Source organism: Gallicola sp. Sow4_E12 (assembly GCF_052116305.1).
GTDB lineage: Bacteria > Bacillota > Clostridia > Tissierellales > Peptoniphilaceae > JBQKLI01.
In genome coordinates, this window is the sequence record NZ_JBQKLI010000022.1 from 1 (window position 1) to 24,604 (window position 24,604).

Annotated in this window: 24 protein-coding genes, 1 pseudogene and 1 other annotated feature; of the genes and pseudogenes, 11 read left to right on the forward strand and 14 right to left on the reverse strand. The window is 38.1% G+C overall.

Annotation, left to right across the window (positions count from 1 at the left end; genetic code table 11):
• Positions 1 to 185: 185 nt before the first annotated feature.
• The 3 genes and pseudogenes from ACTQ46_RS09915 (at position 186) to ACTQ46_RS09925 (ending at position 2,731) form a co-directional block, all read left to right on the forward strand.
• Positions 186 to 365, forward strand: coding sequence for a hypothetical protein (locus ACTQ46_RS09915; RefSeq protein ID WP_441749473.1), 180 nt, complete (start codon positions 186 to 188; stop codon positions 363 to 365).
• A gap of 20 nt (positions 366 to 385) precedes the next feature.
• Positions 386 to 1,366, forward strand: a pseudogene (locus tag ACTQ46_RS09920) (metallophosphoesterase); the annotation flags it as partial.
• A 453-nt stretch (positions 1,367 to 1,819) separates the two neighbouring features.
• Positions 1,820 to 2,731: a cell wall-binding repeat-containing protein gene (locus ACTQ46_RS09925; protein ID WP_441749516.1), complete on the forward strand. Its 912-nt coding sequence runs from the start codon at positions 1,820 to 1,822 to the stop codon at positions 2,729 to 2,731.
• Positions 2,732 to 4,437: 1,706 nt separating this feature from the next.
• On the opposite strand, the gene ACTQ46_RS09930 is transcribed toward ACTQ46_RS09925, so the two are convergent.
• The 10 genes from ACTQ46_RS09930 to dnaA form a co-directional block, all read right to left on the reverse strand.
• Positions 4,438 to 5,220 carry a SigB/SigF/SigG family RNA polymerase sigma factor gene (locus tag ACTQ46_RS09930; protein WP_441749474.1) on the reverse strand — a complete coding sequence of 261 codons (783 nt, stop codon included), beginning with the start codon at positions 5,218 to 5,220 and terminating at the stop codon, positions 4,438 to 4,440.
• Complete coding sequence (locus ACTQ46_RS09935) at positions 5,201 to 5,575, reverse strand: hypothetical protein (protein WP_441749476.1); 375 nt, start codon at positions 5,573 to 5,575, stop codon at positions 5,201 to 5,203. Before ACTQ46_RS09935 ends, ACTQ46_RS09930 begins: the two co-directional genes overlap by 20 nt.
• Before the next feature lie 3 nt (positions 5,576 to 5,578).
• Positions 5,579 to 5,890, reverse strand: coding sequence for an STAS domain-containing protein (locus tag ACTQ46_RS09940; RefSeq protein ID WP_441749478.1), 312 nt, complete (start codon positions 5,888 to 5,890; stop codon positions 5,579 to 5,581).
• Between the two features lie 10 nt (positions 5,891 to 5,900).
• Positions 5,901 to 8,333 carry a DNA gyrase subunit A gene (gene gyrA / locus ACTQ46_RS09945; protein WP_441749480.1) on the reverse strand — a complete coding sequence of 811 codons (2,433 nt, stop codon included), beginning with the start codon at positions 8,331 to 8,333 and terminating at the stop codon, positions 5,901 to 5,903.
• A gap of 12 nt (positions 8,334 to 8,345) precedes the next feature.
• Entirely contained in the window at positions 8,346 to 10,259 is a 1,914-nt protein-coding gene (gene gyrB, locus ACTQ46_RS09950; protein ID WP_441749481.1) for a DNA topoisomerase (ATP-hydrolyzing) subunit B, read from the reverse strand.
• Positions 10,260 to 10,271: 12 nt separating this feature from the next.
• Positions 10,272 to 10,511, reverse strand: coding sequence for a hypothetical protein (locus ACTQ46_RS09955; RefSeq protein ID WP_441749483.1), 240 nt, complete (start codon positions 10,509 to 10,511; stop codon positions 10,272 to 10,274).
• Complete coding sequence (gene recF, locus ACTQ46_RS09960) at positions 10,502 to 11,614, reverse strand: DNA replication/repair protein RecF (RefSeq protein ID WP_441749485.1); 1,113 nt, start codon at positions 11,612 to 11,614, stop codon at positions 10,502 to 10,504. The genes ACTQ46_RS09955 and recF overlap by 10 nt, the downstream gene beginning before the upstream one ends.
• A gap of 10 nt (positions 11,615 to 11,624) precedes the next feature.
• A complete protein-coding gene (gene yaaA, locus ACTQ46_RS09965) occupies positions 11,625 to 11,831 on the reverse strand; it encodes a S4 domain-containing protein YaaA (RefSeq protein WP_441749487.1) in 207 nt (68 codons plus the stop codon).
• Between the two features lie 232 nt (positions 11,832 to 12,063).
• Positions 12,064 to 13,161: a DNA polymerase III subunit beta gene (dnaN, locus tag ACTQ46_RS09970; RefSeq protein ID WP_441749489.1), complete on the reverse strand. Its 1,098-nt coding sequence runs from the start codon at positions 13,159 to 13,161 to the stop codon at positions 12,064 to 12,066.
• Between the two features lie 263 nt (positions 13,162 to 13,424).
• A complete protein-coding gene (dnaA, locus tag ACTQ46_RS09975) occupies positions 13,425 to 14,834 on the reverse strand; it encodes a chromosomal replication initiator protein DnaA (protein WP_441749491.1) in 1,410 nt (469 codons plus the stop codon).
• Positions 14,835 to 15,262: 428 nt separating this feature from the next.
• Here dnaA and rpmH point away from each other — a divergent pair, with 428 nt between their 5' ends.
• The 6 genes from rpmH (at position 15,263) to ACTQ46_RS10005 (ending at position 18,258) form a co-directional block, all read left to right on the forward strand.
• Positions 15,263 to 15,397: a 50S ribosomal protein L34 gene (rpmH, locus tag ACTQ46_RS09980; protein ID WP_441749493.1), complete on the forward strand. Its 135-nt coding sequence runs from the start codon at positions 15,263 to 15,265 to the stop codon at positions 15,395 to 15,397.
• A 6-nt stretch (positions 15,398 to 15,403) separates the two neighbouring features.
• The gene (gene rnpA / locus ACTQ46_RS09985; RefSeq protein WP_441749495.1) at positions 15,404 to 15,754 is read left to right on the forward strand and encodes a ribonuclease P protein component; all 351 of its coding nucleotides are present in this window, start codon (positions 15,404 to 15,406) and stop codon (positions 15,752 to 15,754) included.
• Positions 15,751 to 15,963, forward strand: a complete 213-nt coding sequence (gene yidD, locus ACTQ46_RS09990; protein WP_441749496.1) for a membrane protein insertion efficiency factor YidD — start codon at positions 15,751 to 15,753, stop codon at positions 15,961 to 15,963. The genes rnpA and yidD overlap by 4 nt, the downstream gene beginning before the upstream one ends.
• Before the next feature lie 14 nt (positions 15,964 to 15,977).
• A complete protein-coding gene (locus ACTQ46_RS09995) occupies positions 15,978 to 16,727 on the forward strand; it encodes a YidC/Oxa1 family membrane protein insertase (RefSeq protein ID WP_441749498.1) in 750 nt (249 codons plus the stop codon).
• A complete protein-coding gene (jag, locus tag ACTQ46_RS10000) occupies positions 16,728 to 17,546 on the forward strand; it encodes an RNA-binding cell elongation regulator Jag/EloR (RefSeq protein ID WP_441749500.1) in 819 nt (272 codons plus the stop codon).
• A 406-nt stretch (positions 17,547 to 17,952) separates the two neighbouring features.
• A complete protein-coding gene (locus ACTQ46_RS10005) occupies positions 17,953 to 18,258 on the forward strand; it encodes a DUF4491 family protein (protein WP_441749502.1) in 306 nt (101 codons plus the stop codon).
• A gap of 236 nt (positions 18,259 to 18,494) precedes the next feature.
• Here the strand turns inward: ACTQ46_RS10005 and ACTQ46_RS10010 are convergent, their stop codons facing one another.
• From ACTQ46_RS10010 to argC, 4 genes are read right to left on the reverse strand one after another with little or no spacing between them, the layout of a single operon-like run.
• The gene (locus tag ACTQ46_RS10010; RefSeq protein ID WP_441749504.1) at positions 18,495 to 19,652 is read right to left on the reverse strand and encodes an aspartate aminotransferase family protein; all 1,158 of its coding nucleotides are present in this window, start codon (positions 19,650 to 19,652) and stop codon (positions 18,495 to 18,497) included.
• Positions 19,653 to 19,664: 12 nt separating this feature from the next.
• The gene (gene argB / locus ACTQ46_RS10015; RefSeq protein ID WP_441749506.1) at positions 19,665 to 20,534 is read right to left on the reverse strand and encodes an acetylglutamate kinase; all 870 of its coding nucleotides are present in this window, start codon (positions 20,532 to 20,534) and stop codon (positions 19,665 to 19,667) included.
• 10 nt (positions 20,535 to 20,544) lie between these two features.
• Positions 20,545 to 21,768 carry a bifunctional glutamate N-acetyltransferase/amino-acid acetyltransferase ArgJ gene (gene argJ / locus ACTQ46_RS10020; protein ID WP_441749508.1) on the reverse strand — a complete coding sequence of 408 codons (1,224 nt, stop codon included), beginning with the start codon at positions 21,766 to 21,768 and terminating at the stop codon, positions 20,545 to 20,547.
• Positions 21,769 to 21,777: 9 nt separating this feature from the next.
• Positions 21,778 to 22,812, reverse strand: coding sequence for an N-acetyl-gamma-glutamyl-phosphate reductase (gene argC, locus ACTQ46_RS10025; protein WP_441749510.1), 1,035 nt, complete (start codon positions 22,810 to 22,812; stop codon positions 21,778 to 21,780).
• A gap of 38 nt (positions 22,813 to 22,850) precedes the next feature.
• Positions 22,851 to 23,065, reverse strand: a binding site (T-box leader).
• A 325-nt stretch (positions 23,066 to 23,390) separates the two neighbouring features.
• Between argC and ACTQ46_RS10030 the strand changes: the two genes are divergently transcribed.
• Both ACTQ46_RS10030 and ACTQ46_RS10035 read left to right on the forward strand, forming a co-directional pair.
• Entirely contained in the window at positions 23,391 to 23,939 is a 549-nt protein-coding gene (locus tag ACTQ46_RS10030; RefSeq protein WP_441749512.1) for an isochorismatase family protein, read from the forward strand.
• 181 nt (positions 23,940 to 24,120) lie between these two features.
• Positions 24,121 to 24,483 carry a four helix bundle protein gene (locus ACTQ46_RS10035; protein ID WP_441749514.1) on the forward strand — a complete coding sequence of 121 codons (363 nt, stop codon included), beginning with the start codon at positions 24,121 to 24,123 and terminating at the stop codon, positions 24,481 to 24,483.
• Positions 24,484 to 24,604 lie beyond the last annotated feature (121 nt).

The window sequence follows — 24,604 nt, forward strand, 5'->3', positions numbered from 1 at the left end:
GCGATATCTCACTATCAATAGGCTTTCGCGGCATAAACCGCTCGATCAGGCTGGATGATTGACCACAAAATGATACCCGAGGAATTTACACACTAATATGGACTTGACTCATCTCTTCTTTATAGTAATGAGGAATTGATTATTATTTTATTACTATTTCTTTTACTTTTAAGGAGGAGATCCTAATGTCAGTTAAGAAAATTTCGGCTTTAGCATTAGCTACGGCAATTTCTGTACAAACTATTTTGTCTCCAGCAGCTGTTATGGCTCAAGAAGATACCAAGAATTCTCAAGTAGCCACAATGGATGCTAAAAGAGCCGCAGAAGAAGCAGATCTTTCAACTGGTTTACATCCGACAAATTAGATTCCTATGTATGGGTTTCTGAAAGCAGAGATATGAAAAATGCAAAGGCCTTTCCAGCAGAAGCCTCTGTGGTAGATTCTCATTATGTGGAGAGAGACGAAAAAGGATTTTTTATTTTCCAACTTATCGATAACGCTTCTAATACTGTAAAAAAATATTTTACAGATGAAGGCAAAAAAGGACAAAAATGGGATCATAATAAAGAAATTACAGATAAAGAAAAAGAATCTGTTAAAATCGATGTGAATAAAATTCCTGAGTATTCCTATAAGGCCGATGCAAAAGGTTTAAAACCGGATACAGAATACTTCTATCAAGCAGGAAGCAGTACCGGCGGCAAATCAGAAGTGGGAAGTTTCAGAACAGCTGACAAAGACCAAGACAAATTTACATTCCTTCAGTATACAGATACACAAAACGCATACTGGAATCAAAATCTTATCGATGAAGCAGCTTTCGGAGCAGATACCTTAAGAAGAGCTTTAGAAACAGCTCCTGATAGCGAATTCGTAATCCACTCTGGAGACATCGTCGAAGTAGCTGAAGTGGAAGACGAGTGGGTTGATTTGTTTGGAAAGTCTAAGGATTCCTTCTTAAAAACAACACTAGCTCCAGCACCTGGAAACCACGATGAGTACGGATTAAACTACAATGAAAAATTTCTTACGAAGTTCAACGATCACTTCAACGTTCCATCAGAAGGAAAAATCGATGGCGGATCTTATTATTCTTATGATTACAACGGCGTTCATTTTGTAAATTTAAATACAAATGATTACAAAAACGACGATAACAAAGCAGTAGGCGACGAGCAGCAGGCATGGATTAAAAAAGATGTTCAAGATGCAAGAGCAAGAGGTGCCCAGTGGGTTGTCCTAAACTACCACAAGCCGATCTTCTCAAAATCTTACCATTCTCTTCAAGATAAAGATGTTCAGAATGTTAAAGACGAACTGATGAAACTAATCGACGAATTAGATATCGATATCGCTTTACAAGGTCATGATCATGTTTTATCTAGAACAAAATCATTAAGATACGCTCCAAAAAGCGAATCTTTATTTAATGGAAAAATAGCCGAAGATTCTACAAAAGTATCCGGAATCGACACTTTGAAAAATCCTACCGGAACCACATTCGTATTGCCGAATACAGGCGGAACAAAAGCCTATGACGCGATTTACGACAAAGGAATCGACCATGTAAAGAAAGTTCGACCTTCTCTTAGCTGGTTAACACAAGATTTGTTAGATGAATATAACGAACTTTTCGCTATCGGTTCTCAGCCTCAAAAAGCTCCAGAGTTTGCAAACTCTCATTCAAACTTCAGAGACTCTACATTCCAAAACTTTGCAAAATATACAGTAGACGGAGAAACATTAACAACAGAGCTTTATCAAGTATCTGGAGAATTAGATAACCGTAAAGTAGAAAAAGTAGATACCTTCCAAATTGTGAAAGAAAAAGTAGATCCAAATGCAAAACAATTAGCTCCGACAGATCGTTACGAAGGAAATACAAGATACGAAACAGCTGTAGAAGTAAGCAGAAACCACTATGACCAATCCGAGACCGTAATCCTTGCAAGCGGAGAAACATTCCCGGATTCAACAGCTGCAGCATCCCTTTCCGACCTTTATAAAGCACCTATACTTTTAAGCCGAAAAGCTTCCCTGCCCGATGCAGTAAAAGCAGAAATTTCAAGACTAGGCGCTAAAAAAGTCCTTCTATTAGGTGGAGAAAATGCACTTTCTTCTCAAGTAGCAGAATCTTTAAAAGGATTAGAAGTTGAAAGAATCGCGGGAGCCAACCGTTCTGAAACAGCTGCATTAATCGCTGATAAAGTACTTTCCGAAACAAAATCTAAAAAAGCCATCCTAGTAGGAGGGTCCGAAGTAAGATTTGCAGATGCCTTATCTGCCGGACTTCCAGTATTCAAAGAAGATGCTCCAATACTTTTTACAAGAGGAGAGGATATCGACTCTTCAACTCAAAATATTTTGAAAAACAAGAATATCGAAGAAGTCTATATCATTGGAGGAGATGCAGCAGTAGCCTCTAAAGCGGAAGAAACTGTAAAGAAAAATGTTAAAAAAGCAGATCGAATCGCTGGAGACAACCGCTATAAAACATCTATCGAAGTAAAAGACTGCTTCGCTCCAAAAGCATCCAATGTAATAGTAGCCAGCGGACAAGACTTCGCAGATGCATTAGTATCAAGCTCCATCTTAAATAGTAAAGAAGCCCCTATCCTTCTTACAAATAAAGAAAATACAATCAAAGAAATCAACCAAGCATTAAGAAATGATTCCATCGAAAGAATTACTGTAGTAGGCGGAAAAGCTGCAGTTGGTACACTTCGATAGGAAGACAAAAAAGAGCGGAAGAATAATAAAGCGGAGTTTTTATAGAAAACCTCCGCTTTTCTTCTGCTCTTTTTTTAATTTTCAAATGAAAGAAACACTCACACTCTATTTCTTCTAGTCCCTTCATTTCTACTGACCTCTAGGTTATTGTTTCCCTTCTAGGGGAAGGATGAAGGGCGCCTAAGATTCGCCTGAAGCCCTAGTCTAAATCATGGTTCTGATTTAGTCACAGGTCAGCAGATCGTTCTTAGCAAATGAAGATTCGTTCATTTGGAGAACGAGTTGCACCAGACCTACTAAGTTTTCAAAAAACAAAAACTAAGTTAGGTCTAGCTCATGCCACTCATTTCCCAATCACGATCTCTTCCGTGATTGGTTAGAAACGATCGGCCACACTTCTTTTAAAATCTCTCATACTCTATTACTTCTAATCCCTTCATTTCTATCGGCCTCTAGGTTATTGCTTCCCTTCTAGGGGAAGGATGAAGGGCGTTGCGATTCGCCCTCATATCCTTCCCCTAGGACCCCTTCCTTTTACACCCCCAACGCTTAGGAGCAGGGGAGTCTTTCGACTTCAAGATTAAGTTTCGTTTTAAAACTAAAAAAAGCATGCTCCATATTTTTTCATTATTCCCCTCTTTCTCACACTAAATCCCTAACCGAAAACATTTTTTAGAATTAAGTTGCCCCAGACCTACTAAATTTTTTTAATCAGCTAGAACTAGCTCATGCCATTCGTTTCCCAAGAGCAGTTTTTTACGTTCTATGGAAACGATCAGTTACATAATAAAAGGATCCTGTCTTTTATTAGGTAGAAAAATGAATGTTCCTTTCATTTTTCCACTACAACTCCCCTCTCCCCTCTATCACACTTTGAAGCCCTAGTCCAAATCAGGTATTTTGATTTGGCAACAGGTCTCATGCCACTCGTTTCCCAATCACGATCTCTTCCGTGATTGGTTAGAAACGATCGGCCACACTTCTTTTAAAATCTCTTCACTCTTTTTTAGCTCCACTGTCTGAACGAAGCGTTAGCGCAGTGAGTTTGGAGCTAGTGTTTTCTCCGTGAGTTCGAAAGAATTCATTTTTGAGACTATTTTAAATAGAATAGCTTTCTCCACCGCCGAGGATGTCTGAGCGCAGCGAGTTCCGCAGGCCCAGAGGGTTTCTTGCAGTAAGCGTGGATTTGTTAAAATAGTTTCCGGATGGTTGATTTTATTAATAAACCCTTCTGCTCTATTTTGGTCAAACAAAAAGGAAAGTGGCGTTCTTCCACTTTCCTTCCTCCAGTCCTCCAAGAGTTCGTTTTAAAAATAGAATGACTTAAAATTATTTTTTGAAAATCACAGCGATCTCAAAGAGACCCCTCCTAGCCGAGGATGTCTGGACGAAGCGAAGCGTAGTGAGTTCCGCAGGCCCAAAGGGTCTCTTTGAGGGAGCATAGATTTTCTAAAATAATTTTCGGAATAAACTTTTGGTCAAACAAAAAGGAAAGTGATGTCCTTCCACTTTCCTTCTTCCAGTCCCCCTAAGGGATAATTCTTAAAATTTTAAGACTTGAAACTATTTTTTACAAATCCTAGCGAACGAAAAGAAACCCCTCCCAGCCGAGGATGTCTGAGCGCAGCGAGTTCCGCAGGCCCAGAGGGTTTCTTGTATTAAGCGTGGATTTGTTAAAATAGTTTCCGGATGGTTAATTTTAAGAATTATCCCATCGTTTCGTCCATTTCAACCTTAAACTTCTCGATAATCTTTTTCTCGATTCTAGAAACTGTCATTTGGCTGATATTCAGTTCTTTTGCGATAGAGACTTGTGTTTTTTTATCGAAATATCGATCTATTAATATCTTCTTTTCCATATCCGTTAATTTCGTCATGGCTCTGGCGAAGAAATCTCGGATTTCTACTTGATTGAAGTATTCATCTTCTTCTCCTACCAAATCTCTTAAATTCACTTCACGATCATCGTTTTGAGAGTCGAAGGTGGAATCTAAGGACTGGGGAGCATACACACGGCTTGCCTCCAAGGCTTCCAGAACTTCTTCTTCTGTGGTATTCAGATATTCTGCGATATCGCTTACGGTAGGCGATCTCTGAAGGTTCTGGCTTAAGTAGGTTTTTGCATTGTTCACTTTTTTAGAGACTTCCTGGATTCTTCTCGGTACTCGGATAACCCAGCCTTTATCTCTAAAATACTTCTTGATTTCTCCCACAATCGTAGGAGTAGCAAAACTTGAAAATTCAAATCCTTTGCTTACATCATAACGGTCTATAGCGAGGATCAGTCCGATGCTTGCTACTTGGAATAAATCATCGTATTCAATTCCTTTATTGACGTATTTTTTCGCAAGAATCTCTGCGATATAAAGATGTTTCTCTATTAAAACTTCACGAAGTTGAGGATCCCTCGTCTTATCGTATTCAAGAAACATCTCTTTGATCTGCAGCTGTTCTTTCGTTCTTTTTTTCTTACCCTTGTGTTTCGCCATGATCATTCACCCTTAAATATTTAATGAGATGAACGCCCTCATTATCGATTTTAACTTCGTCCATCAGTATTTCCATAATACTTGCCGCAAGTTCACGATTCATACCTTCTTCTACATCCAAACTTTTTTTCTTTTCTACATGAATTTCAAGAGCATCTGTTTTATCTTCTAATGTTAAACGCAGTTTTTCAGAAGTACCCAGCTGAATATTGCAGGCTTCGCTGACACAAACTCTTAAATCTTCTATCGCTTCGATATCAAAATCCATTTGACTCGCTATAAAAGAAGTCGCCATTCGAATTAAGGTAATATTTTTCTCTTCATTGGGAACTGTAAGTTTGATCTTTTCAGCCATGTTCTACTCCTTTATACTAATGATCTGGTCAAGATCGGTTATTTTAAACATTTTTCGGACATTTGGTTTTAAATTTTCCATATAGATCTGCTTGTCGTCTTCTTTTAAAATTTTATAGATCCCTATAATTGTGCCAAGGCCTGTTGAATCGATATAATCAAGCTCTTTTGCATCGATATAGATATCGACGACTTCATCTTTCAGCATTTCTTCCACTTTTTCTTTTAAACTATTGCATGTATATGCGTCGAGATCCCCTTTTAAAAGAACGAGTAAACTATTTTGAGCTTTTTTTATTTCAAAGTTTAGTTCCATTGTTTCCCCCTTATTCCTCTATCTCTTCGTATTTTGTAACAGCAACGATACGGTCTTCTTCGCTCTTTACATCTTTTAATTTAACGCCCATAGTATCTCGTCCCTTTGTAGAAACGTCACGGACATTCAGTCTTATAATATCGCCTTTTCCAGAGATAATGATAATCTCGTCTTCCATAAGAACAAGTTTGGCAGATACGATATCTCCTGTTTTCTTGTTGATCTTATACGTTTTAACACCTTTGCCGCCCCGGTTTTGTTTCTTATAATGTTCGATCTTGGTCTTTTTACCGTATCCGTTTTCGCTCACTACTAGTAAATAGTCGTTTTCTTCCAGGATATCCATAGAAACTACACTATCGCCATCAGCAAGGGTTATCCCTTTTACTCCTCTTCCCGATCTTCCGATAGGACGAAGGTTTTTGATCGCAAAACGAATTGCTTGGCCTTGGCGTGTAACGATCATACAGTCGGATTCTTGATTTACATTTCGTACATTGATCAATTCATCATCGTCTTTAAGCGTGATCGCACGAATACCGTTTTTACGGATGTTTTCAAATAAATCAAATTTAACCTTTTTGATTAAACCGCATTTTGTAGCCATTAACAGATAGGTCTTTCCATATCGTACATCCATCGGGATCACAGCGTTGATGCTTTCGCCTTTCTTAAGAGGCAGCAAGTTTACAATGGCCTGTCCTCTCGCCTGTCTTCTTCCCTCAGGAATCTGGAAGGCTCTTAAACTGTACACGGTTCCTTTATTGGAGAAGAACAGAATCGTGTTTAATGTGGATGTTATAAAGAGCGAGTCAACAAAATCGTCTTCTTTCGTCGTAAGACCCATGATTCCCTTGCCGCCTCTGTTTTGTACTTTATAAGTAGACATCGGCGTGCGTTTTACATAACCTTCGTTTGTAAGGGTAATGAGTACATCTTCTTCTTCGATCAGTTCTTCCATATTGATTTCTTCAGCTGCCGGAAGGATTTGAGAACGTCGTTCATCGCCGAATTTCTCTCTGATCTCGCTCATCTCGTCTTTGATCAGTTTGAATAATACTTCTCGGTCTTCTAAAATCTCTTTCAATCTTTTGATTTCAGAAATAAGCTCTTCAAATTCACCTTGAAGTTTCTCTCTTTCCAGTCCTTGAAGTCTTTTTAATCTCATGTCCAAAATAGACTGGGCTTGTACTTCTGAGAAATCGAATGTTTCCATCAGTTTTTCAAGAGCATCGGAATAGGCGTTTCGGATAATACGGATAATTTCATCGATATGATCGATTGCTTTTAATAAACCTTCCACAATATGCTTGCGGTCTTCTGCTTTTTTTAAGTCGAACTTTGTTCTTCGAACGACGACTTCTTCCTGATGATTTACATAAAGAGAGATTAATTCTTTAAGACCCAGCACCTTCGGCTCCCCGTCAACTAAAGCAAGGTTGATAATTCCGAAAGTTGTCTGAAGCTGTGTATATTTGTATAAATTGTTTAAAACAATATTCGCATTGGCATCTCTTTTTAATTCGATAACAATACGCATTCCTTTTCTTTGATCCGACTCGTCTCGAAGATCGGATATTCCTTCGATCTTTTTATCTTTAACATATTCTGCGATCTTCTGAATCAGTCTTGATTTGTTGACTTGATACGGAATTTCCGTAATGATAATACGTTCTCGTTTTTTATGTTCTTCGATACGGGCAACGGCTCGTAATGTAATCTTTCCCCGGCCTGTTTTATAGGCTCTTCGGATTCCTTCCATGCCCATAATATTGGCTCCTGTAGGAAAATCCGGTCCTTTGATAATTTCATTTAACTCTTCTACTGTAATATCATGATTGTCGATATAAGCGATAACGCCGTCTATGGTTTCCCTTAGGTTATGTGGAGCCATATTCGTCGCCATACCAACAGCGATCCCTGAAGATCCGTTTACAATCAAGTTTGGAAAACGAGATGGAAGAACCGTCGGTTCCATTTCCCTGCCGTCATAGTTTTCTACAAAGTCTACCGTATCTTTATTAATATCTCGAAGCATCTCCAGGGCAAGCTTGTCCATGCGAAGCTCTGTATAACGAGGAGCCGCAGCACCGTCGCCGTCGATATTACCAAAGTTTCCCTGACCGTCTACCAAAGGATACCGCATATTGAAGTCCTGAGCTAAACGCACTGTCGCTTCATAGATTGCCGAGTCGCCGTGAGGGTGATACTTACCCATAACTTCCCCGACTAGACGGGCAGATTTGCTGTATGCACGGTCTGGCATAAGACCCTGACCCTGCATAGCGTATATAATTCTTCTGTGTACCGGCTTCATCCCGTCCCTTACATCTGGAAGGGCACGAGAGACGATAACACTCATAGAATAGTCCAGATAGGACTCTTTCATTTTATTTTCGATATCTATATTAAAAACATTTACATGTCCTGATTCTTCAGCCATAAAGCCTCCTTACTATGCGTCGATATTTTTAACATAACGCGCATTTTCTTCGATGAATTCACGTCTTGGTTCTACTTTTTCGCCCATAAGAACAGAGAACGTCTCATCGATACTGATTTTATTTTCTTCGTCGATATTTACACGAAGAAGGACTCTGTTGTCCGGGTCCATTGTGGTAGACCATAGATCTTCTGCATTCATCTCTCCAAGACCTTTGTATCTTTGGATTTTTAAATGACCACGTTCATTTTCACGGAAATACTGATCGAGTTCCTCATCGGAATAACAATATCTTATTACTTTTGTTCCTCGGATAATACCATATAAAGGCGGCTGTGCAATATACACATGCCCATTTTCAATAAGAGGTCTCATAAAACGATAGAAGAAGGTTAATAGAAGGGTCATAATATGCGCCCCGTCCACGTCCGCATCGGTCATGATGATAATTTTTCCATAACGAAGATTATCTAAACTGAATTCCTGCCCGATTCCTGTACCGAAAGCCGTAATCATCGCTTTGATCTCGTCAGAATTTAAAATTCGGTCGAGTCTTGCCTTCTCGATATTTAAAATCTTTCCTCTCAAAGGAAGGATGGCTTGGAAGGTACTGTCCCTGCCGCTTTTTGCGGAACCGCCGGCAGAATCACCCTCTACAAGATAAATTTCATTTACCTCAATATCTGTTTCGGAACAATCCGCCAGTTTCCCAGGAAGAGGAGTGTTGTCTAAGATAGATCTTTTTCTCGTTAAATCTCTCGCCTTTCTAGCAGCCATACGGGCTCTTTGGGAGCTTAAAGCTTTTTCGATAATGGTTTTTCCTGTTTGAGGATGCTCTTCGAGATAGGTTGCAATCCCTTCATAAAGAATAGAATCTACAATTCCCCGGCTCTCGCCGTTTCCAAGCTTTGCTTTCGTCTGTCCTTCAAACTGGGGACTGAAAAGCTTAATAGATACAATCGCTGTAATCCCTTCTCGTACATCTTCTCCTGAAAGATTTTCTTCTTTTTCTTTAATAATATTCTTGCTGCGGCCGTAATCGTTGATGCAGCGTGTCAAGGCAGAACGGAAACCGCTTAGATGGGTTCCCCCTTCTGTCGTATGAATATTGTTGGCAAAAGAAATAACATTTTCGCTATAGCTCTCTGTATACTGAATCGCCACTTCTACTTCAGATTCTTCTCTTTTGCCTTCTACATAGATGACATCCTCATGAATCGGTGTCTTTTTTCGGTTGATATATTCTACAAAAGACTTGATTCCGCCTTCATAATAGAATGTTTCATCCGTATCATCACGATCATCTCTTAATGTGATAGTGATTCCTTTGTTTAAGAAAGCCATCTCTCTAAAACGGCGGACCAGTACGTCTTTTTCAAAAATAACTGTATCGAAAATCTGAGGATCCGGTTTGAAATGAATCTTCGTTCCTGTTCCCTTGATCTTCTTGCCTTTATCGATATCGCAGACCTTAATACCCCGTTCGAATTTCTGAGAATACTCGTACCCGTCTCTGTGAACTGTCGCTACAAGCCACTCGGATAAAGCATTTACTACAGAAACCCCTACACCGTGAAGACCTCCGGATACTTTATAGGCGCTGTTGTCGAATTTACCTCCTGCATGGAGTTTTGTAAGTACTGTTTCTAATGCGGAGATCCCTGTTTTTGGATGCTTGTCTACAGGAATACCGGAACCATTATCGATAACAGAGAGGGAACCATCCTTGTGGATTTCAACATTGATCGTATCGCAGACTCCTGCTAAAGCCTCATCGATACTGTTGTCTACAACTTCGTAAACAAGATGATGAAGACCGGTTGCCGAAGTCGAACCGATATACATCCCTGGACGCAAACGTACGGGTTCCAATCCTTCTAGAACCTGTATATCCTTCGCTGTATAATTTCTATTTTGTTCTGTCATACTCAATCCTTTCTAAATAACAAATCTTTTTATCAAAGTTTGCGTTGTGAAAGAGGAAATATATAATTCTTCTTTTTCTTTTCGTTGTACTACTATATATGAATGTATCTTGTGAACTGTATTTGGATTGGCTATTTTCCCCTCTTTAATTAAGGAGGAAATCCTATGATCTTTCATAGCCGTTTCCTTTGTGAGAATGATAAGAATATCTTCCCAATTTAATATTATATCATTTCCGATGTCTAAATACATAATTCGTCCTTTAATTTTCCTTTTTCGATCTGAAAAATCTTGCCCTCTTTGATATTTATATTTTTTAAAAAATCAGTATTTACTGCTGTAATCATAGACTGATAAGGACTTAAAACTTTTAACAGGAATTTGATTCTCTTTTCGTCTAGTTCGGAAAATACATCGTCTAATAAAATAACAGGACTTGTTTCCTTCGTCTGTTCAAATAATTTCAGCTGGGCAAGCTTTAAAGAAAGAATTGCTGTTCTCTGCTGCCCTTGGGAAGCGTATGCCTTTGTATTATGCCCGTTGATATCGATTAAAAGATCGTCCCGATGAGGTCCAACAGAAGTAAAACCTGTATACAAATCTTTCTCTTGATTGGCCATCAGTTTATTATAAAAATCTTTCTGAATTTCCATAATCGTTCCTCTATAAAGAACAGAAGAATCGTACTCTAATGTTAAAGTTTCCTCTTCTTCGGATAAAATACCATGGAATTTTCTCGCATAATACTCCAACCGCTTTACATACTCTCTTCTTAAATGAAGAATAATCGCCCCGGCTTTTACAAAATCTATGGTGATAGCACGCAGCTGTTCTCTAAAATAACGGCTGCTTTTGCCTTTTTTCATAAGATGATTGCGATGTTCTAACAATCTTTTATAATTTCTTAAAGTATTTCGATATCCTGAAATCATCGAAATCACTTCATCTAAAAAATCTCGTCGATAGCTCTTGCCGTTTTTTATAATACTAAATTCATCCGGCGTAAACACGATAATATCGAAAAAACTCCGCAGTTCCTTTAATGTATCGATAGGTTCTTCGTTGATACGGATGATTTTTTTCTTGTCTTTCGAAAGTTTTACTTCTATTTTTTCCCGAATTCCTTCCGTATTTGCTGCTGTTTTCAGATAAGCATTTTCATGATCGAAATGAATCAGCTCCCGATCCTTGTTCTGCTTAAAAGTCTTTCCTTTTGCGCTAAAATACAGCCCCTCAAGAATATTCGTCTTTCCCTGGGCGTTGTCGCCGATAATAAAATTATATTTATGTGAAAAATCCAGCTCTATTTTTTCAAAATTTCTGAAATATAATAGATATATATTTTCTATGAACACTCATAGTCTCCTATTTTATTCGATAAGACTCCCCGGCAAACTCGACCTCATCACCAGAGCGAAGCTTTTTGCCTCTTCTCGTTTCCTCTTCTCCGTTGACCTTCACTTTCCCTTCTGCAATAAGCTCTTTCGCTTCCCCGCCGCTCATCACAATCTCAGCATATTTCAAAAACTGATCCAACTTAATAAATTCCGTCTTAATCTCAAATTCCTTCATAAAAAACTCCTTCTCCTTATAATAAGGATTTATTTAATGATTATTTAATATATTATCTAGTTGTATTTATAATGCTTTAACTTTCTTAAGGATAATTGATTTTTCATTAGAATATATTCACTTCTTTTATTTTGCGTATCACTTTATATCAAACGCAGAAAAATAAACGTATTTTTTATTTTTCCACTCTAATTCCCCTCTCCCCTCTTTCACACTTCACACTTTCTTTAACCTAGTCCCTCGCCAATCGAACCGGCAGTACTAAATAAGTGTAGTCCTCATCTTCTGATACTGGATGGAAGATACATGGATTCAAAGAACCGGTCATTAAAAGTTCGCATTCTTCGCTTTCCATCGCTTTCAAACCTTCCAATAAATACTTTGCATTGAAGGCGATTTCTAGATCATCCCCCTCCTGCTTGCACTGGATGCTTTCATTTACAGATCCGATATCGGAATTCGAACTGATGTAAAGAGTTTGATCTTCGATATTAAGCTTTACAAGATTTGCTTTTTCTTCCCTAGCTAATAAAGAAGCTCTTTCCAAAGAGTTTTGGAAATCAACTCGGTTGATCACAAGTTTTGTTGTAGGATCTGTTTCCATAATATCCTTATAATTTATAAATTTCCCTTCCAATAAACGTGAATATACGATCGTTGAATCCAAATAGAAAATCACATTACCCGGTACAAACTGGATACGGATATTGTCTTCTATAATGATCTTTTGAAGTTCCTGTAACGCCCTTGCTGGAATAATCTCATTTACAGTTGCCGACGTTTCATTTTTTATCTTCCTTAAAGAGATACGAAAACCGTCCAAAGCGACAAAATCTAATAAAGAATCTTCTAAACGAAATAAAACTCCTGTTAAGGCTGGTCTTGTTTCATCTAAGGATGCAGCAAATACCGTCTGGCGAATCGCTTGTTTCATGGTTTCTGCGTCAAGGGTAATTTCTGCTTCACCATTTTTTTCTGGTAATTGTGGATAATCCAAAGCATCTTGTCCCATAAGATTGAATTCAGAATTTTCGCATTTAATATTGATTTTTTCGTTTTTTATCTTAATATCCACCATAGAATTAGGAAGTTTTCGGACAATATTGCCGATAATATTCGAATGAATAACAATTTCCCCTTCTTCTTCTACTACACAGTCGGCTATAGTTTCGATACTTAATTCCAAGTCTGTAGAAATGAGTTTTAATTGATTATCTTTAGCGACAAATAATATACCTTCCAAAATTTGGACAGTGGTTCTGGAGGAAATTGCTTTTTGGGCTATATTTATATGTTTTAAAAGTTCTTTTTGTGATATTTGTATGTGCATAATTTGAACTCCTTTGTGTAGGTTTATAAAAATAATATATAAAGAGATAGTAGTAGTAATAGTAGGGGCTGTGTATATTGTGGATAACTCGATTTATGTTGATATTTACGTGATTTTGCTATGGGAGAAGCTGGTGGATAGATTATCCACAAATCCCAGAGTTATCAACAGTATCAACAATTTGTCCCGGAGTTTTCCGGGTTTTGACTTATCCACAACTTATCCACAATGGATAAGTCTACTTATCCCAAATCTTTTGTGGACTATTGATTCTTGATTTCTTGAATCAAATCCTGGATTTCTTTTCGTAAAGACTCGTCTTTTGTCATATCCGCCGTAATTTTATCGATTCCATGCATGATCGTGCTGTGGTCGCGGTTAAAGGAGTTGGCAATCTTCATTAAAGAAAGATCTGTTAGCTGCCTGCAAAGATACATGGCGATTTGTCTCGGGTAGGCGATCTGCTTTGCTCTTGATTTTGAACTGAAGTCATCGGTTTCTAGATGATAGTTTGCAGCGACAATTTCTTGAATCAGTTCTAATGTAACAGGTTTCCGTTCTTTTTCCGCGATTACCTTTTTCAAAGCATCTTTTGCCAAGGCGATATCGATATTTTTATTCTTCATTAAAGAAGAATAGGCAAGAACCGTCAACAATGCTCCTTCCAGTTCTCGGATATTGGATTTGATATTCATGGCGATATACTCCAAGACTTCCATCGGCATGTCTTTTCTTTCATGATTGAGCTTAGCCTGAAGGATTGCTACACGTGTTTCATAATCCGGCATTTGAATATCGGTCATTAAACCCCATTCGAACCTTGAAATTAGACGTTCCTCTAAAGTTTTGATTTCTTTCGGCGGTCTATCGGAAGAAATAATGATCTGTTTGTTTTGAGTATAAAGATCATTGAAGGTATGGAAGAATTCTTCCTGAGTTCCTGTTTTACCTGCGATAAACTGGATATCGTCGATTAAAAGCACATCGATTCTCCTGTATTTGTCTCGAAACTCGATGTTTTTTGTCGTCGATTTGTTTCCGATGGATGCGATTAGTTCATTGGTAAATTTTTCGCTGCTGATATAAGAGACTTTCATATCAGGATCTTTCCGAAGAATCTCATGGGCGATAGCCTGCATTAAATGGGTTTTTCCAAGACCTGCCCCTCCCCATATAAAAAGAGGATTGTATTGAGTCGCAGGATTTTCTGCAACAGCTCTTGACGCCGCCAAAGCAAGCTCGTTGGATTTTCCTTTTACAAAGGTATCAAAGGTATACTTTGGATTTAGAAGCTGGCGATTGGAATCATATTTTTTCTTCGGCTTTCCTTTATTTTCTTCTTGAGCTTCTTCTTCGGAAATATCGAAATACTGCTGGCCTAAAGCATTCACTTTCTTTTCCGGGTTCAAGTCCACAAGGGGTTGATCGCTGGGATCAATAATGGTGATGGTCGGTTCTTTATTTAAAAGGAAACCTAAAGCGCGGCTGATATAATCCATATACTTTGAAAGGATCATTTTTTTGATATAAGCATTGGGAGCAAATAAAATCAGCTCATCTTCTGTTAGTTTTTTTGGCACCAAAGGCAGAATCCAGGTTCCAAACTGGGTTGGATTTAAATCAATCTCGACCATTGTCAGCACCTCGGACCAAATTTCATTTATATCTGACATAGTTCCTCCGTTCTAGTTATTCACAAACTTATACACAATTTATTCCACTTACCCACAATTTTCAAAGGGGATTTTCTTGGAAATGAGAGGAAAAAAGATACTTTATCCACAAATTCAAGAGTTATCCACAACGATTGGGAAAAAAAATATTGTGGATGGAATTTGAATTGGAATTCAGCCCTTCTGTAAATATTTTCGCTGATTTTCAAAATATATCCACAAATTATCCACAACGGTAAAAGAATAATTTTCATATTGCATTTATTATATCAAATAGGCTCTGCCGTTACAAATTTTATAGGGTCTAAATAGTTGAAATTATCTGCTTTATTGCCTTTTTTTCCTTGACATTCGAAGGTCATCTCATTATAATAGTTTTAGTGTTTTTTTCCATAGTTCAACAATCACTTGAGGGAGGTGTTTATAAAATGAAAAGAACTTATCAGCCAAATAGAAGAAAAAGAAGCAAAGATCACGGATTCAGAAACAGAATGTCTACAAAAGCAGGTAGAAGAGTGCTTGCTAGACGCAGAAAGAAAGGTAGAAAGATTTTATCCGCATAATTTAAAATGGAAAAATCAATCCGCTTAAGAAAAAACAGAGAATATACAGTAGTGTATAAAAAAGGAAGACGCTACTGGAACCATCAGTTTACGATGGTAGTTAAGAAAAATAATGGACCAGGAACACGTGTAGGATTCTCTGTGAATAAAAAATACGGGAATGCTGTCGAAAGAAATCGAATCAAAAGGCAGCTTCGCGAAATCATCAGATTACATTACGATACTATGAAAAAAGGATATGATATTATTCTAATTCCTAAAAAAAACACAAAAGAACTTGATTATCATCAGTTGGAAAAATCTGTAAAACATCTATTTCATCTTGGATTTAGACCGAAAAAGAAGGTGAAGAAATGAACCGAATCTTCATTTTTTTTATTGAGTTTTATAGAAAATATATATCCCCGATACTAGGGTATGGGAAATGCAAATACACACCCACTTGTTCGGAGTATTCTATAGAGGCTTTTAGGAAGTATTCTTTTCCTAAAGCCTTAGTGCTATCTATATGGAGAATACTTCGATGCAATCCTTTCAGCAAAGGCGGATATGATCCATTAAAATAACGAGGAGATAAACATTGCAAGTTATCAGCAATTTTTTCGGTAGTGTAATGCGCTTTATTTATCAGACAGTTTCGCAAATGTTTCCAGAACCGGAATTCATTTCTTATTTTGCCATTTCGATCATGGTTATGACTGTCTTGTATAAATTGATCACTTTGCCTATCACTATCAGTACAATAAAAACTCAGGAGATCAATGCTAAAATCCAGCCTGAGATGCAGAAGATTCAAAAGAAATATAAAAACAATCCTGAAATTCAGCAGCAGAAAATCATGGAACTTCAAAAAGAACATGGATACAATCCTTTAATGGGCTGTCTTCCGATGATTTTACAGTTAGTCCTTGTCTATGCGCTTTTTAGAGTGATGAGAACTCCAGAAGCTTATATGTTCGGATCAGGAGTCGATATCAACAGTATTGCAAGAAACTTTTTCTGGATTCCGAACCTTTCGAATCCAGATCCGATTATCTTTGGACTTCCTTTAATCAATGGATTAACACAGTATTTGATGTTTACCATTATGCAGCCGAAATCATCCGGCGAAGGAAACGAAATGATGCAGTCTATGAACACATCTATGAAGTACGTTATGCCGGTTATGATTTTTATCATGACTCGAACTTTCGCAGCAGGTTTAGCTTTATACTGGGCTTTTGGTAATGTTATTGAAATTATATTTAGACTTATTATCAAAAGAAGAGATCGGGGCAAGTCTGTGAAAGAGCTTGAAAAAGAAGTGTCCGAGAAAGGAAAAGATAAATAGATGAAATCGACAGTGAAAATGGGAAAAACAGTAAAAGAAGCTGTAGATAAAGCCCTTAAAGTATTAAACGCTGACGAAAAAGAAGTGGATATCAAAATTCTTGAAGAACCTAAAAACGGTCTTTTCGGATTAATCGGTGCGAAAGATGCTGTTGTAGAAGTTTCTATTATAGAAGAGGAAGAAGCTGAAAAAACAGTGAAAAGCTCTCCTAAAAGAGAGGAAACTATTTTTGAAGACGATATAACAGAAGAGGTCATTGTTGAAGATACAATCATCGAAGAACCTGTTGTAGAAGAAATCGCTATGGAAGAAGCTTCCGAACTGGAAGAAATACCAGTAGAAGAATTTCAGGCAGAAGACTTCAACACTCAAAAAGCAGAAACTTTTCTAATGGATGTACTAGATAAAATGAATATCAAAGCAGATGTGGAAAGCCAGTATTTAGAGCATTCCCTAAGTTTAAAAATCGTAGGTATCGATGAAAGAGACACAGGAATCATCATCGGCCGCCACGGAGAAACTTTAGACGCTTTGCAATATTTAGTCAATCTTGTAGCAAACCGCCACTCTGACCATTATATTCGAGTAAGCTTAGACGTGAACAACTATCGGGAAAAAAGAGTAAAATCTCTAGAAAACCTAGCCCACAGCATGGCACGGAAAGCAAAAAAATATAAGAAAAACATGAGATTGGAACCGATGAATCCCTACGAAAGAAGAATCATCCATTCCGCTTTGCAAAACGTCAGCCAAATCACCACAACAAGCGACGGAGACGAACCACACCGCAGAGTTATTATTAAGTATGTTAAGAAATAATTATTAAGAGAGGGAAACCTCTCTTTTTTATTATTTTAATTGTTTATAAATTATTATTGTGTTTATATTTAAAACAAGTAAGATTTAATACTTTATTAGAAACGAGAATACTAAATTTTCAGATTTTAATTAGATGATTGGTTCTGACTTTCCAGCTCGGGGGAGGATGAAGGGCGTTGCGATTCGCCCTCATATCCTCCCCCGAACCCCCTCCTTTTACACCCCCAACGCTTAGAAGCAGGGGAGCGTCTAACGACGCCTTTATTATATGAAGAAAATGCTTGCATTTTCCACCTCTCCTACTTCCTAGCCCCTATAATCTATTTCCTATCTTTTCCCCTCTCCACTCTGTTTTTAAAAAGCTATGCTACAATAGAATCAACAACTAGAGATAAAAGGAGGACGTATGGAAGGTTTATTAATCGGGTGCGGGACGTTTTTACTGATCGGTTTGTTTCATCCTTTAGTGATTAAAGGAGAATATTATTTCGGCACGAAAATAAATGGAGCATTTTTGTTGGGAGGATTTGTTTTTGCAGGGCTTTCTATTTTTATAAATCATTTAATAGCAAGTATCCTCTTAGGAGTCGTCTCCTGCTGCTGCTTCTGGTCTATAAAAGAAGTAAAAGAACAAGAACAAAGAGTCCTAAAAGGCTGGTTCCCAGAAAACCCGAAAAGAAAAGAACATTATAGGGAAAAACGAGCAGAATAAAAAACCGCCCTTTGCTAAGGGCGGCTTTTTTGTATTTAATTTAAAGATCCTTCAGCATAATAGTAAATACCGATACCGTAAAATTATTATTCAAACTTTGTAAAAAAACAAAGCTTTTTTACATCTTTAACTCAAAAAAAAGGAAAGTGGCGTTTTTCCACTTTCCTTCTTTATCTCCACTCTCATACTCTGAGACTCTTCACTCTTCCATTTTTTTAAGCTCTTCCCCATTTCTTTTACACGGCTTTCTTAAACCTTTCAATCGCCTCATCGATCTCTTCTTTCGTAATATTTAAAGGCGGAAGAAGTCTTACTACATCTTTTGCCGTTAGAACGAGAAGTCCTTCGTCGAGACATTTTTTAGAGACTTCTTTTGCATTGTCTTTTTTTAGCACGATTCCGATCATCAGTCCCATATGGCGGACTTCTTTCACTTCCTCTAGTTCTTCCAGTTTCTGTGCGAAATAATCGCCCTTTTCTTTTACTTTGGCGATGAAGTCATCCTTCTCTATCTCTTCTAAGGTATAAAGCCCTGCTGCACAGGATATCGGGTTTCCGCCGAAGGTGCTGCCGTGGGCTCCTTGTGTTAATACATTTTCCAATCCTTCGGTGCATAAACAAGCGCCGATGGGAAGTCCTCCGCCCAGTCCCTTAGCAAGAGTGATAATATCTGGTTTTACGTCATAATTTTCAAAGCAGTACAGGCTTCCTGTTCTTCCGATACCTGTTTGTACTTCGTCTACGATAAATAAAAGATCCTTTTCTCTGCAGAGTTTTTCAATATCTTGAACAAGTTTCTTGTCTAGGATATTGACTCCTCCTTCTCCCTGGATGCATTCGATAAAGACGGCACAGGTTTTGTCGCTGATTTTCTCTTTAATCGCTTCGATGTCTGGTTTTGCATAAGCAAAGCCTTCCGTAAAAGGATAAAAATACTGGTGGAAGCTGTCTTGTCCTGTCGCCGCAAGTGTGGTTATGGTTCTTCCATGGAAAGACTGCTCTAAGGTGATGATTTCGTTACGTTCTTTAGAATACTTGTCGGTACTGTATTTTCGGGCAAGCTTGATGGCGCATTCGTTTGCCTCTGCCCCGCTGTTTGCGAAAAAAACTTTGTTAAAGGAAGAATCTTTACAAAGCTTTTCTGCAAGTTTTGTTGCAGGATAAGTATAGTATAAGTTTGAAGTATGTTGTAATGTACCTGCCTGATCGCAGACAGCCTTTACCCAGCCCTCGTCGCAGAAACCTAAAGCATTTACCCCGATCCCTGCGCCTAAGTCGATATATTCTTTTCCTTCCGAATCTTCTACATACACTCCCTTGCCTTTCTTTAAAACGATATCTAAACGGCCGTAAGTGTTCATGATGTTTTGATTGCTTATTTCTTTTATATTCATAATAATCCTTTCTTAGTAGATCATTGTTCCTATACCAGTGTCTGTCAAAAGCTCGATTAAGATAGAATGTTTCTTTGTTCCGTCAATAATGTGGGCATTAAGAACTCCGTTTTCTATGGCGCTGACACAGCAGTCCAGTTTTGGAATCATGCCCCCTGTAATAATTCCCTCTTCTTTTAATTTCGGAATGTCTTTTATATCAATCTGATTGTATAAAGTAGAAGGATCCTTTGGATCTTCCATCACACCGAGTACATCGGTCATAAGGATAAGCTTCACCGCGTTGAGGGATTGTGCAATTTCTGCTGCAGCAATATCCGCATTGATATTATAGACTACATTTTTTTCTGTTCCGTTGGCAATGGTTGCGATTACACAGATATATCCTTTATCGATATTGTCTAACAAAAGATTATTGTGAACTTCTGTGATTTTTCCTACATAGCCGATATCTGGATCCGACTGGAGCTTTTCAGCCACCAGCATATTTCCGTCCAATCCGCAGAGACCTAAGGCCTTCCCGCCGATCTGCTCGATATACTGAACCAGCCTTTTATTAATCTTACCCGCTAGAACCATCTGAACCACATCCATAGTTTCCTGATCCGTTACTCGAAGCCCCTCTATAAATTCTGATTTTTTGCCGATTCTTTCCAAAGTTTCGGCGATAAAAGGCCCTCCGCCGTGAACAAGGATAATATTGATTCCCACAAGCTGAAGTAAAACCATATCCTCTATGACAGCTTCCATCAAATCCTCGTCGATCATGGCGTTTCCGCCGTATTTAATAACGATAGTCTGGCCGGCGAACTTTTGTATATAAGGAATGGCCTGGATAAGGACCTGAGAGCGTTCGTCCATATCTATTTTAAAAGTATCCATGTCTTCTCCTTTAAGATCTGTAGTCTCCATTAATTTTTACATAATCATAAGTAAGATCGCAGCCGTAAGCTTCGGCGCTTTCTTCCCCGTCTTGAAGCTCCACTTTAATGGTCACTTCCTCTTGTTCTAATATTTTCTTCGCAAGATCTTCATCGAAGTCTAAACCGTAGCCTTTTTCGCAGACCTGGATCTCCCCTGCGGAAGAAAGGATAGATACATCGATTCCGTAGATATCCATTTCTGCATCGCTGTATCCCAATGCACAGAGGATTCTTCCCCAGTTCGCGTCTTCACCAAAGATTGCCGCTTTTAAAAGACTGGAAGAAACTACGGATTTTGCTGCAGCACGGGCGTCTTTCTTCGTCTTCGCTCCTGTTACAGAACAGATCAAAAGCTTTGTTGCCCCTTCCCCGTCTCCTGCGATTTTTTTCGAAAGCGTTTTTGCGCAGTATCGGTATGCTTCTACAAAAGCTCTATAGTCATCGTTTTCTTCTGTGATTTCAGGATTGCCGACTTTTCCAGATGCCAAAATCATCAGCATATCATTGGTAGAAGTGTCCCCGTCTACAGAAACCATATTAAACGTATCTTCTACAACATCTTCAGTGGCTTTTTTGATCATCTCGGAAGAAATCGCGATATCTGTTGTAATAAATGCAAGCATTGTGCCCATATTCACATGGATCATACCGCTTCCCTTGGCAATTCCCCCCATCGTAACTGTTTTGCCGCCGATTTCGAACTCGCAGGCAACTTCTTTCGGATAGGTGTCAGTAGTAAGGATAGCTTCAGATGCATTTTTTCCTCCTTCTTTTGAAAGGATCGGCTTTAACATCTCTACTCCTTTTCGAATCGGTTCAATAGGAAGAGACTGGCCAATAACGCCGGTAGAAGCTACTAGTACATCTTCATTCTTAATATTAAGAGCATCGGCAGTGATCTGGCACATCTCTTCAGCTACTTCCAAACCGTCTTTTGTACAAGTGTTGGCGATATAGCTGTTGATAATAATCGCTTGAGCCTTGCCGTCTTCTAGATGGCTTTTCGTTACAGGAATCGGAGCGCCTTTTACTTTGTTTTTCGTATAAACACCTGCAGCGCTGCAGAGATTTTCGCAGAAAATAAGAGCTAAATCTTTTCTCTTTTTATTATAATGGCGTATAGAGCAGCAGACCCCTTCTGCTGTAAAGCCCTTGGGTGCTGTAATATTTCCTTCAATCGTCTTTATTGTCATAAATCCTCCTTAGAATGCCGGCGGCATAATTTCTAATCCTGTTTTTTCGTCTAAACCAAATAGAATATTCATATTTTGTATCGCTTGTCCTGCTGCCCCTTTGACCATGTTGTCGATGGCAGAAACAGTCACTAATGTTTTTGTATGTTCATCGATATGAACAGAGATGTCGCAAAGGTTTGAATATCTTACATTGTGGATATTCGCTACATTTCCCTGAGCCAGTACTCGGACAAAATACTCGTCTTTATAATAATTTTCATATATTTCCTGCAATTCTTCAATAGAAATATCTTTTTTCAATCGGCTGTAGCAGGTAGCGAGGATTCCTCTGTTTGCAGGAATCAGATGAGGAACAAAGGTTACTGTTGCGTTTTCTCCGCTTAGTATGGATAACGTCTGTTCGATTTCAGGACTGTGGCGGTGGTTTGCCACTTTATAAGGATGGAAACCTTCATTCATAACAGGGTAATGTGTCGTCATAGTTAAAGATCTTCCAGCACCTGTCACACCGCTTTTACAGTCGCAGATAATGTTCTGCATTTCGATAAGACCAGCATCGACAGCTGGAGCAAGTCCCAAAGGAACAGCTGTTGTATAGCAGCCTGGATTTGCGATAAGCTTCGTGTTTTTAATCTCATCTCTGAAAAACTCCGGCAGACCGTATACCGCCTTCTTATGAAGTTCTTTATTCGTAAACTTCCCGTCATACCATTTTTCATAGGTCTCTTCTTCTTGCAGACGGAAGTCGGCTCCCAAGTCCACAAAGACCTTTCCTTTATTGATAACCTTTTCTGCGATCTCTTGAGAGAGACCATGAGGAAGGGCCGCAAAGACTACATCGCTTCGTTCTACAACATCCTCTTGATTTTCGCAGATCTGTGTATTTAATTTAGTATAGCTTGGATAAACGGAATTCAGAAGATCCCCTTCGAAACTAACAGAACTGATCGCTGCGATCTCTGCTTCTGGATGATTGAATAATAATCGTACAAGCTCTGCCCCTGCATAACCTGTTGCGCCAATAATACCTACCTTAATCATAATAACCTCCATATTTTGTACAAAAAAACTCGTCTCAAATAGAGACGAGTTATACCCGTGGTGCCACCTCAGTAAGTCCGAATAAGGACCCGCTTATATCATAACGTCGATCGAACGGCAGAAAATACTCCCACATTTTCTTCTCTGCATCTCGGAAGCTCTTTTCTATACTGTTCATCCTGCAGGGTTTCCACTTTATCCCCGTTCTCTGTGAGTGAATTCCAATATATACTCTCTTCTTCTCAGATTTTAAATTACTCTCATTATATAATAACAGGGCTATTTGTCAAGAAAGGAGATGAAAAGAAGTGTGGCCGATCATTTCTAGCCAAGAACGGAAAATATCGTTCTTGGGAAATGAGTGGCATGAGACCTGCGTCCAAATCAAAATACCTGATTTGGGCTAGGGCTTCAAAATGTGAGAGTGGGGAGAGGGGAGTTATGGAAGAAACGTGAAACGTGTTTCTATTAAGAAATAAATAAGAGATAAGGAATTTTTTGAAAGTTTTAGAATATAATTGTTATATTTTGGAAAACAGGATATAAATAGAGTAAACAGATATATACAGGAGGGTAATATGAAAACTTTAATTGTAGTGGACTGTCAAAACGACTTTATTTCTGGAAGTTTAGCCTGCTTAAATGCAGAGGAAGCCGTAGAATATATCGTAAAGTATATCAATGACAACGATGTTCGAGTTGTATATTCCTGCGACTGGCATAGTGAATATAATAAGTCTTTTGAGATAAACGGCGGAATTTGGCCTGTACACTGTGTAGAAAATACATGGGGAGCGGAACTCAGCGAAAAGTTTAAAGAAGTAAAATACACCGACCAGTCCCCTATTCCAGACAATATTTATAAAAAAGGACAAGACGATAAAGTAGAAGAATACTCCGCCTACTACGCCCAAAACCCAAAAGGAGAAAAAATAGCCGATATCGAAGCAGAAGAATTCATAGTAGCCGGCATCGCCAGCGAATACTGCGTAAGAGAAACCGTATTAGAACTTTTAAAGAATGGCAAAAACGTCAGTATTTTAAAAGAAGGATTGGGCTATGTTGATAAAGCAGAACATGATAAAAATCTTGAAACCTTGAAAGAGAAAGTAACTGTTTTGAAATAAAGAGGAACAGAGTAGGAGAGTGGAAGAGTGAGAGAGTATAAGAGTGGAGTTGAGGTGGAAAAATAGAAAAATTCTTTTTTTCTTCTTATGTTTGCAAAAGCATATTTTTATACCATAGTTTGTTGTAAGAAACTAAAATAATAGTGTAGAAGATTAATAGATTTATTATTGGAGGATAATAATGGCAGAAAGTATTGCATACGAGAAAAGTAAAAATTTTTCTATCAGTGTTATTCAAATTTATAATTATTTATGTGATACAAAAAGAGAATACGTTATGTCAAAACAATTATTAAGATCAGCAACGAGTATAGGAGCCAATTTGGCAGAATCAAAATATGCTGTCAGTAAAAAAGATTTTTTAAATAAAGTATATATTGCACTTAAAGAAGCAGCTGAAACAAAATACTGGCTTGAAATACTTTATGAAACGCATTATTTAAACAAGAATGATTTTGATTCATTAGTAATAGAATGTATAGAGCTAATACATATACTAAATGCTACAACTAAAACTATAAAATCGCAATTTACTTCATTTTAGATATTGTTAAGAGACTGTGTAATATTTTGTGTATAGAACCTCCTGATTAGGGTAAAGAAAAACTAATCAGGAGGAATTTTTTATGCCAAGAAAAAGACCCGAATCAAGAGGAAGTAAAATA

Coding starts and splice junctions, on each gene's coding strand:
- ACTQ46_RS09915 (WP_441749473.1), top strand. CDS start 186: ATGTCAGTTAAGAAAATTTCGGCTTTAGCATTAGCTACGGCAATTTCT.
- ACTQ46_RS09930 (WP_441749474.1), bottom strand. CDS start 5,220: ATGGCGAAACACAAGGGTAAGAAAAAAAGAACGAAAGAACAGCTGCAG.
- ACTQ46_RS09935 (WP_441749476.1), bottom strand. CDS start 5,575: ATGGCTGAAAAGATCAAACTTACAGTTCCCAATGAAGAGAAAAATATT.
- ACTQ46_RS09940 (WP_441749478.1), bottom strand. CDS start 5,890: ATGGAACTAAACTTTGAAATAAAAAAAGCTCAAAATAGTTTACTCGTT.
- gyrA (WP_441749480.1), bottom strand. CDS start 8,333: ATGGCTGAAGAATCAGGACATGTAAATGTTTTTAATATAGATATCGAA.
- gyrB (WP_441749481.1), bottom strand. CDS start 10,259: ATGACAGAACAAAATAGAAATTATACAGCGAAGGATATACAGGTTCTA.
- ACTQ46_RS09955 (WP_441749483.1), bottom strand. CDS start 10,511: ATGTATTTAGACATCGGAAATGATATAATATTAAATTGGGAAGATATT.
- yaaA (WP_441749487.1), bottom strand. CDS start 11,831: ATGAAGGAATTTGAGATTAAGACGGAATTTATTAAGTTGGATCAGTTT.
- dnaN (WP_441749489.1), bottom strand. CDS start 13,161: ATGCACATACAAATATCACAAAAAGAACTTTTAAAACATATAAATATA.
- dnaA (WP_441749491.1), bottom strand. CDS start 14,834: ATGTCAGATATAAATGAAATTTGGTCCGAGGTGCTGACAATGGTCGAG.
- rpmH (WP_441749493.1), top strand. CDS start 15,263: ATGAAAAGAACTTATCAGCCAAATAGAAGAAAAAGAAGCAAAGATCAC.
- rnpA (WP_441749495.1), top strand. CDS start 15,404: ATGGAAAAATCAATCCGCTTAAGAAAAAACAGAGAATATACAGTAGTG.
- yidD (WP_441749496.1), top strand. CDS start 15,751: ATGAACCGAATCTTCATTTTTTTTATTGAGTTTTATAGAAAATATATA.
- jag (WP_441749500.1), top strand. CDS start 16,728: ATGAAATCGACAGTGAAAATGGGAAAAACAGTAAAAGAAGCTGTAGAT.
- ACTQ46_RS10005 (WP_441749502.1), top strand. CDS start 17,953: ATGGAAGGTTTATTAATCGGGTGCGGGACGTTTTTACTGATCGGTTTG.
- ACTQ46_RS10010 (WP_441749504.1), bottom strand. CDS start 19,652: ATGAATATAAAAGAAATAAGCAATCAAAACATCATGAACACTTACGGC.
- argB (WP_441749506.1), bottom strand. CDS start 20,534: ATGGATACTTTTAAAATAGATATGGACGAACGCTCTCAGGTCCTTATC.
- argJ (WP_441749508.1), bottom strand. CDS start 21,768: ATGACAATAAAGACGATTGAAGGAAATATTACAGCACCCAAGGGCTTT.
- argC (WP_441749510.1), bottom strand. CDS start 22,812: ATGATTAAGGTAGGTATTATTGGCGCAACAGGTTATGCAGGGGCAGAG.
- ACTQ46_RS10030 (WP_441749512.1), top strand. CDS start 23,391: ATGAAAACTTTAATTGTAGTGGACTGTCAAAACGACTTTATTTCTGGA.
- ACTQ46_RS10035 (WP_441749514.1), top strand. CDS start 24,121: ATGGCAGAAAGTATTGCATACGAGAAAAGTAAAAATTTTTCTATCAGT.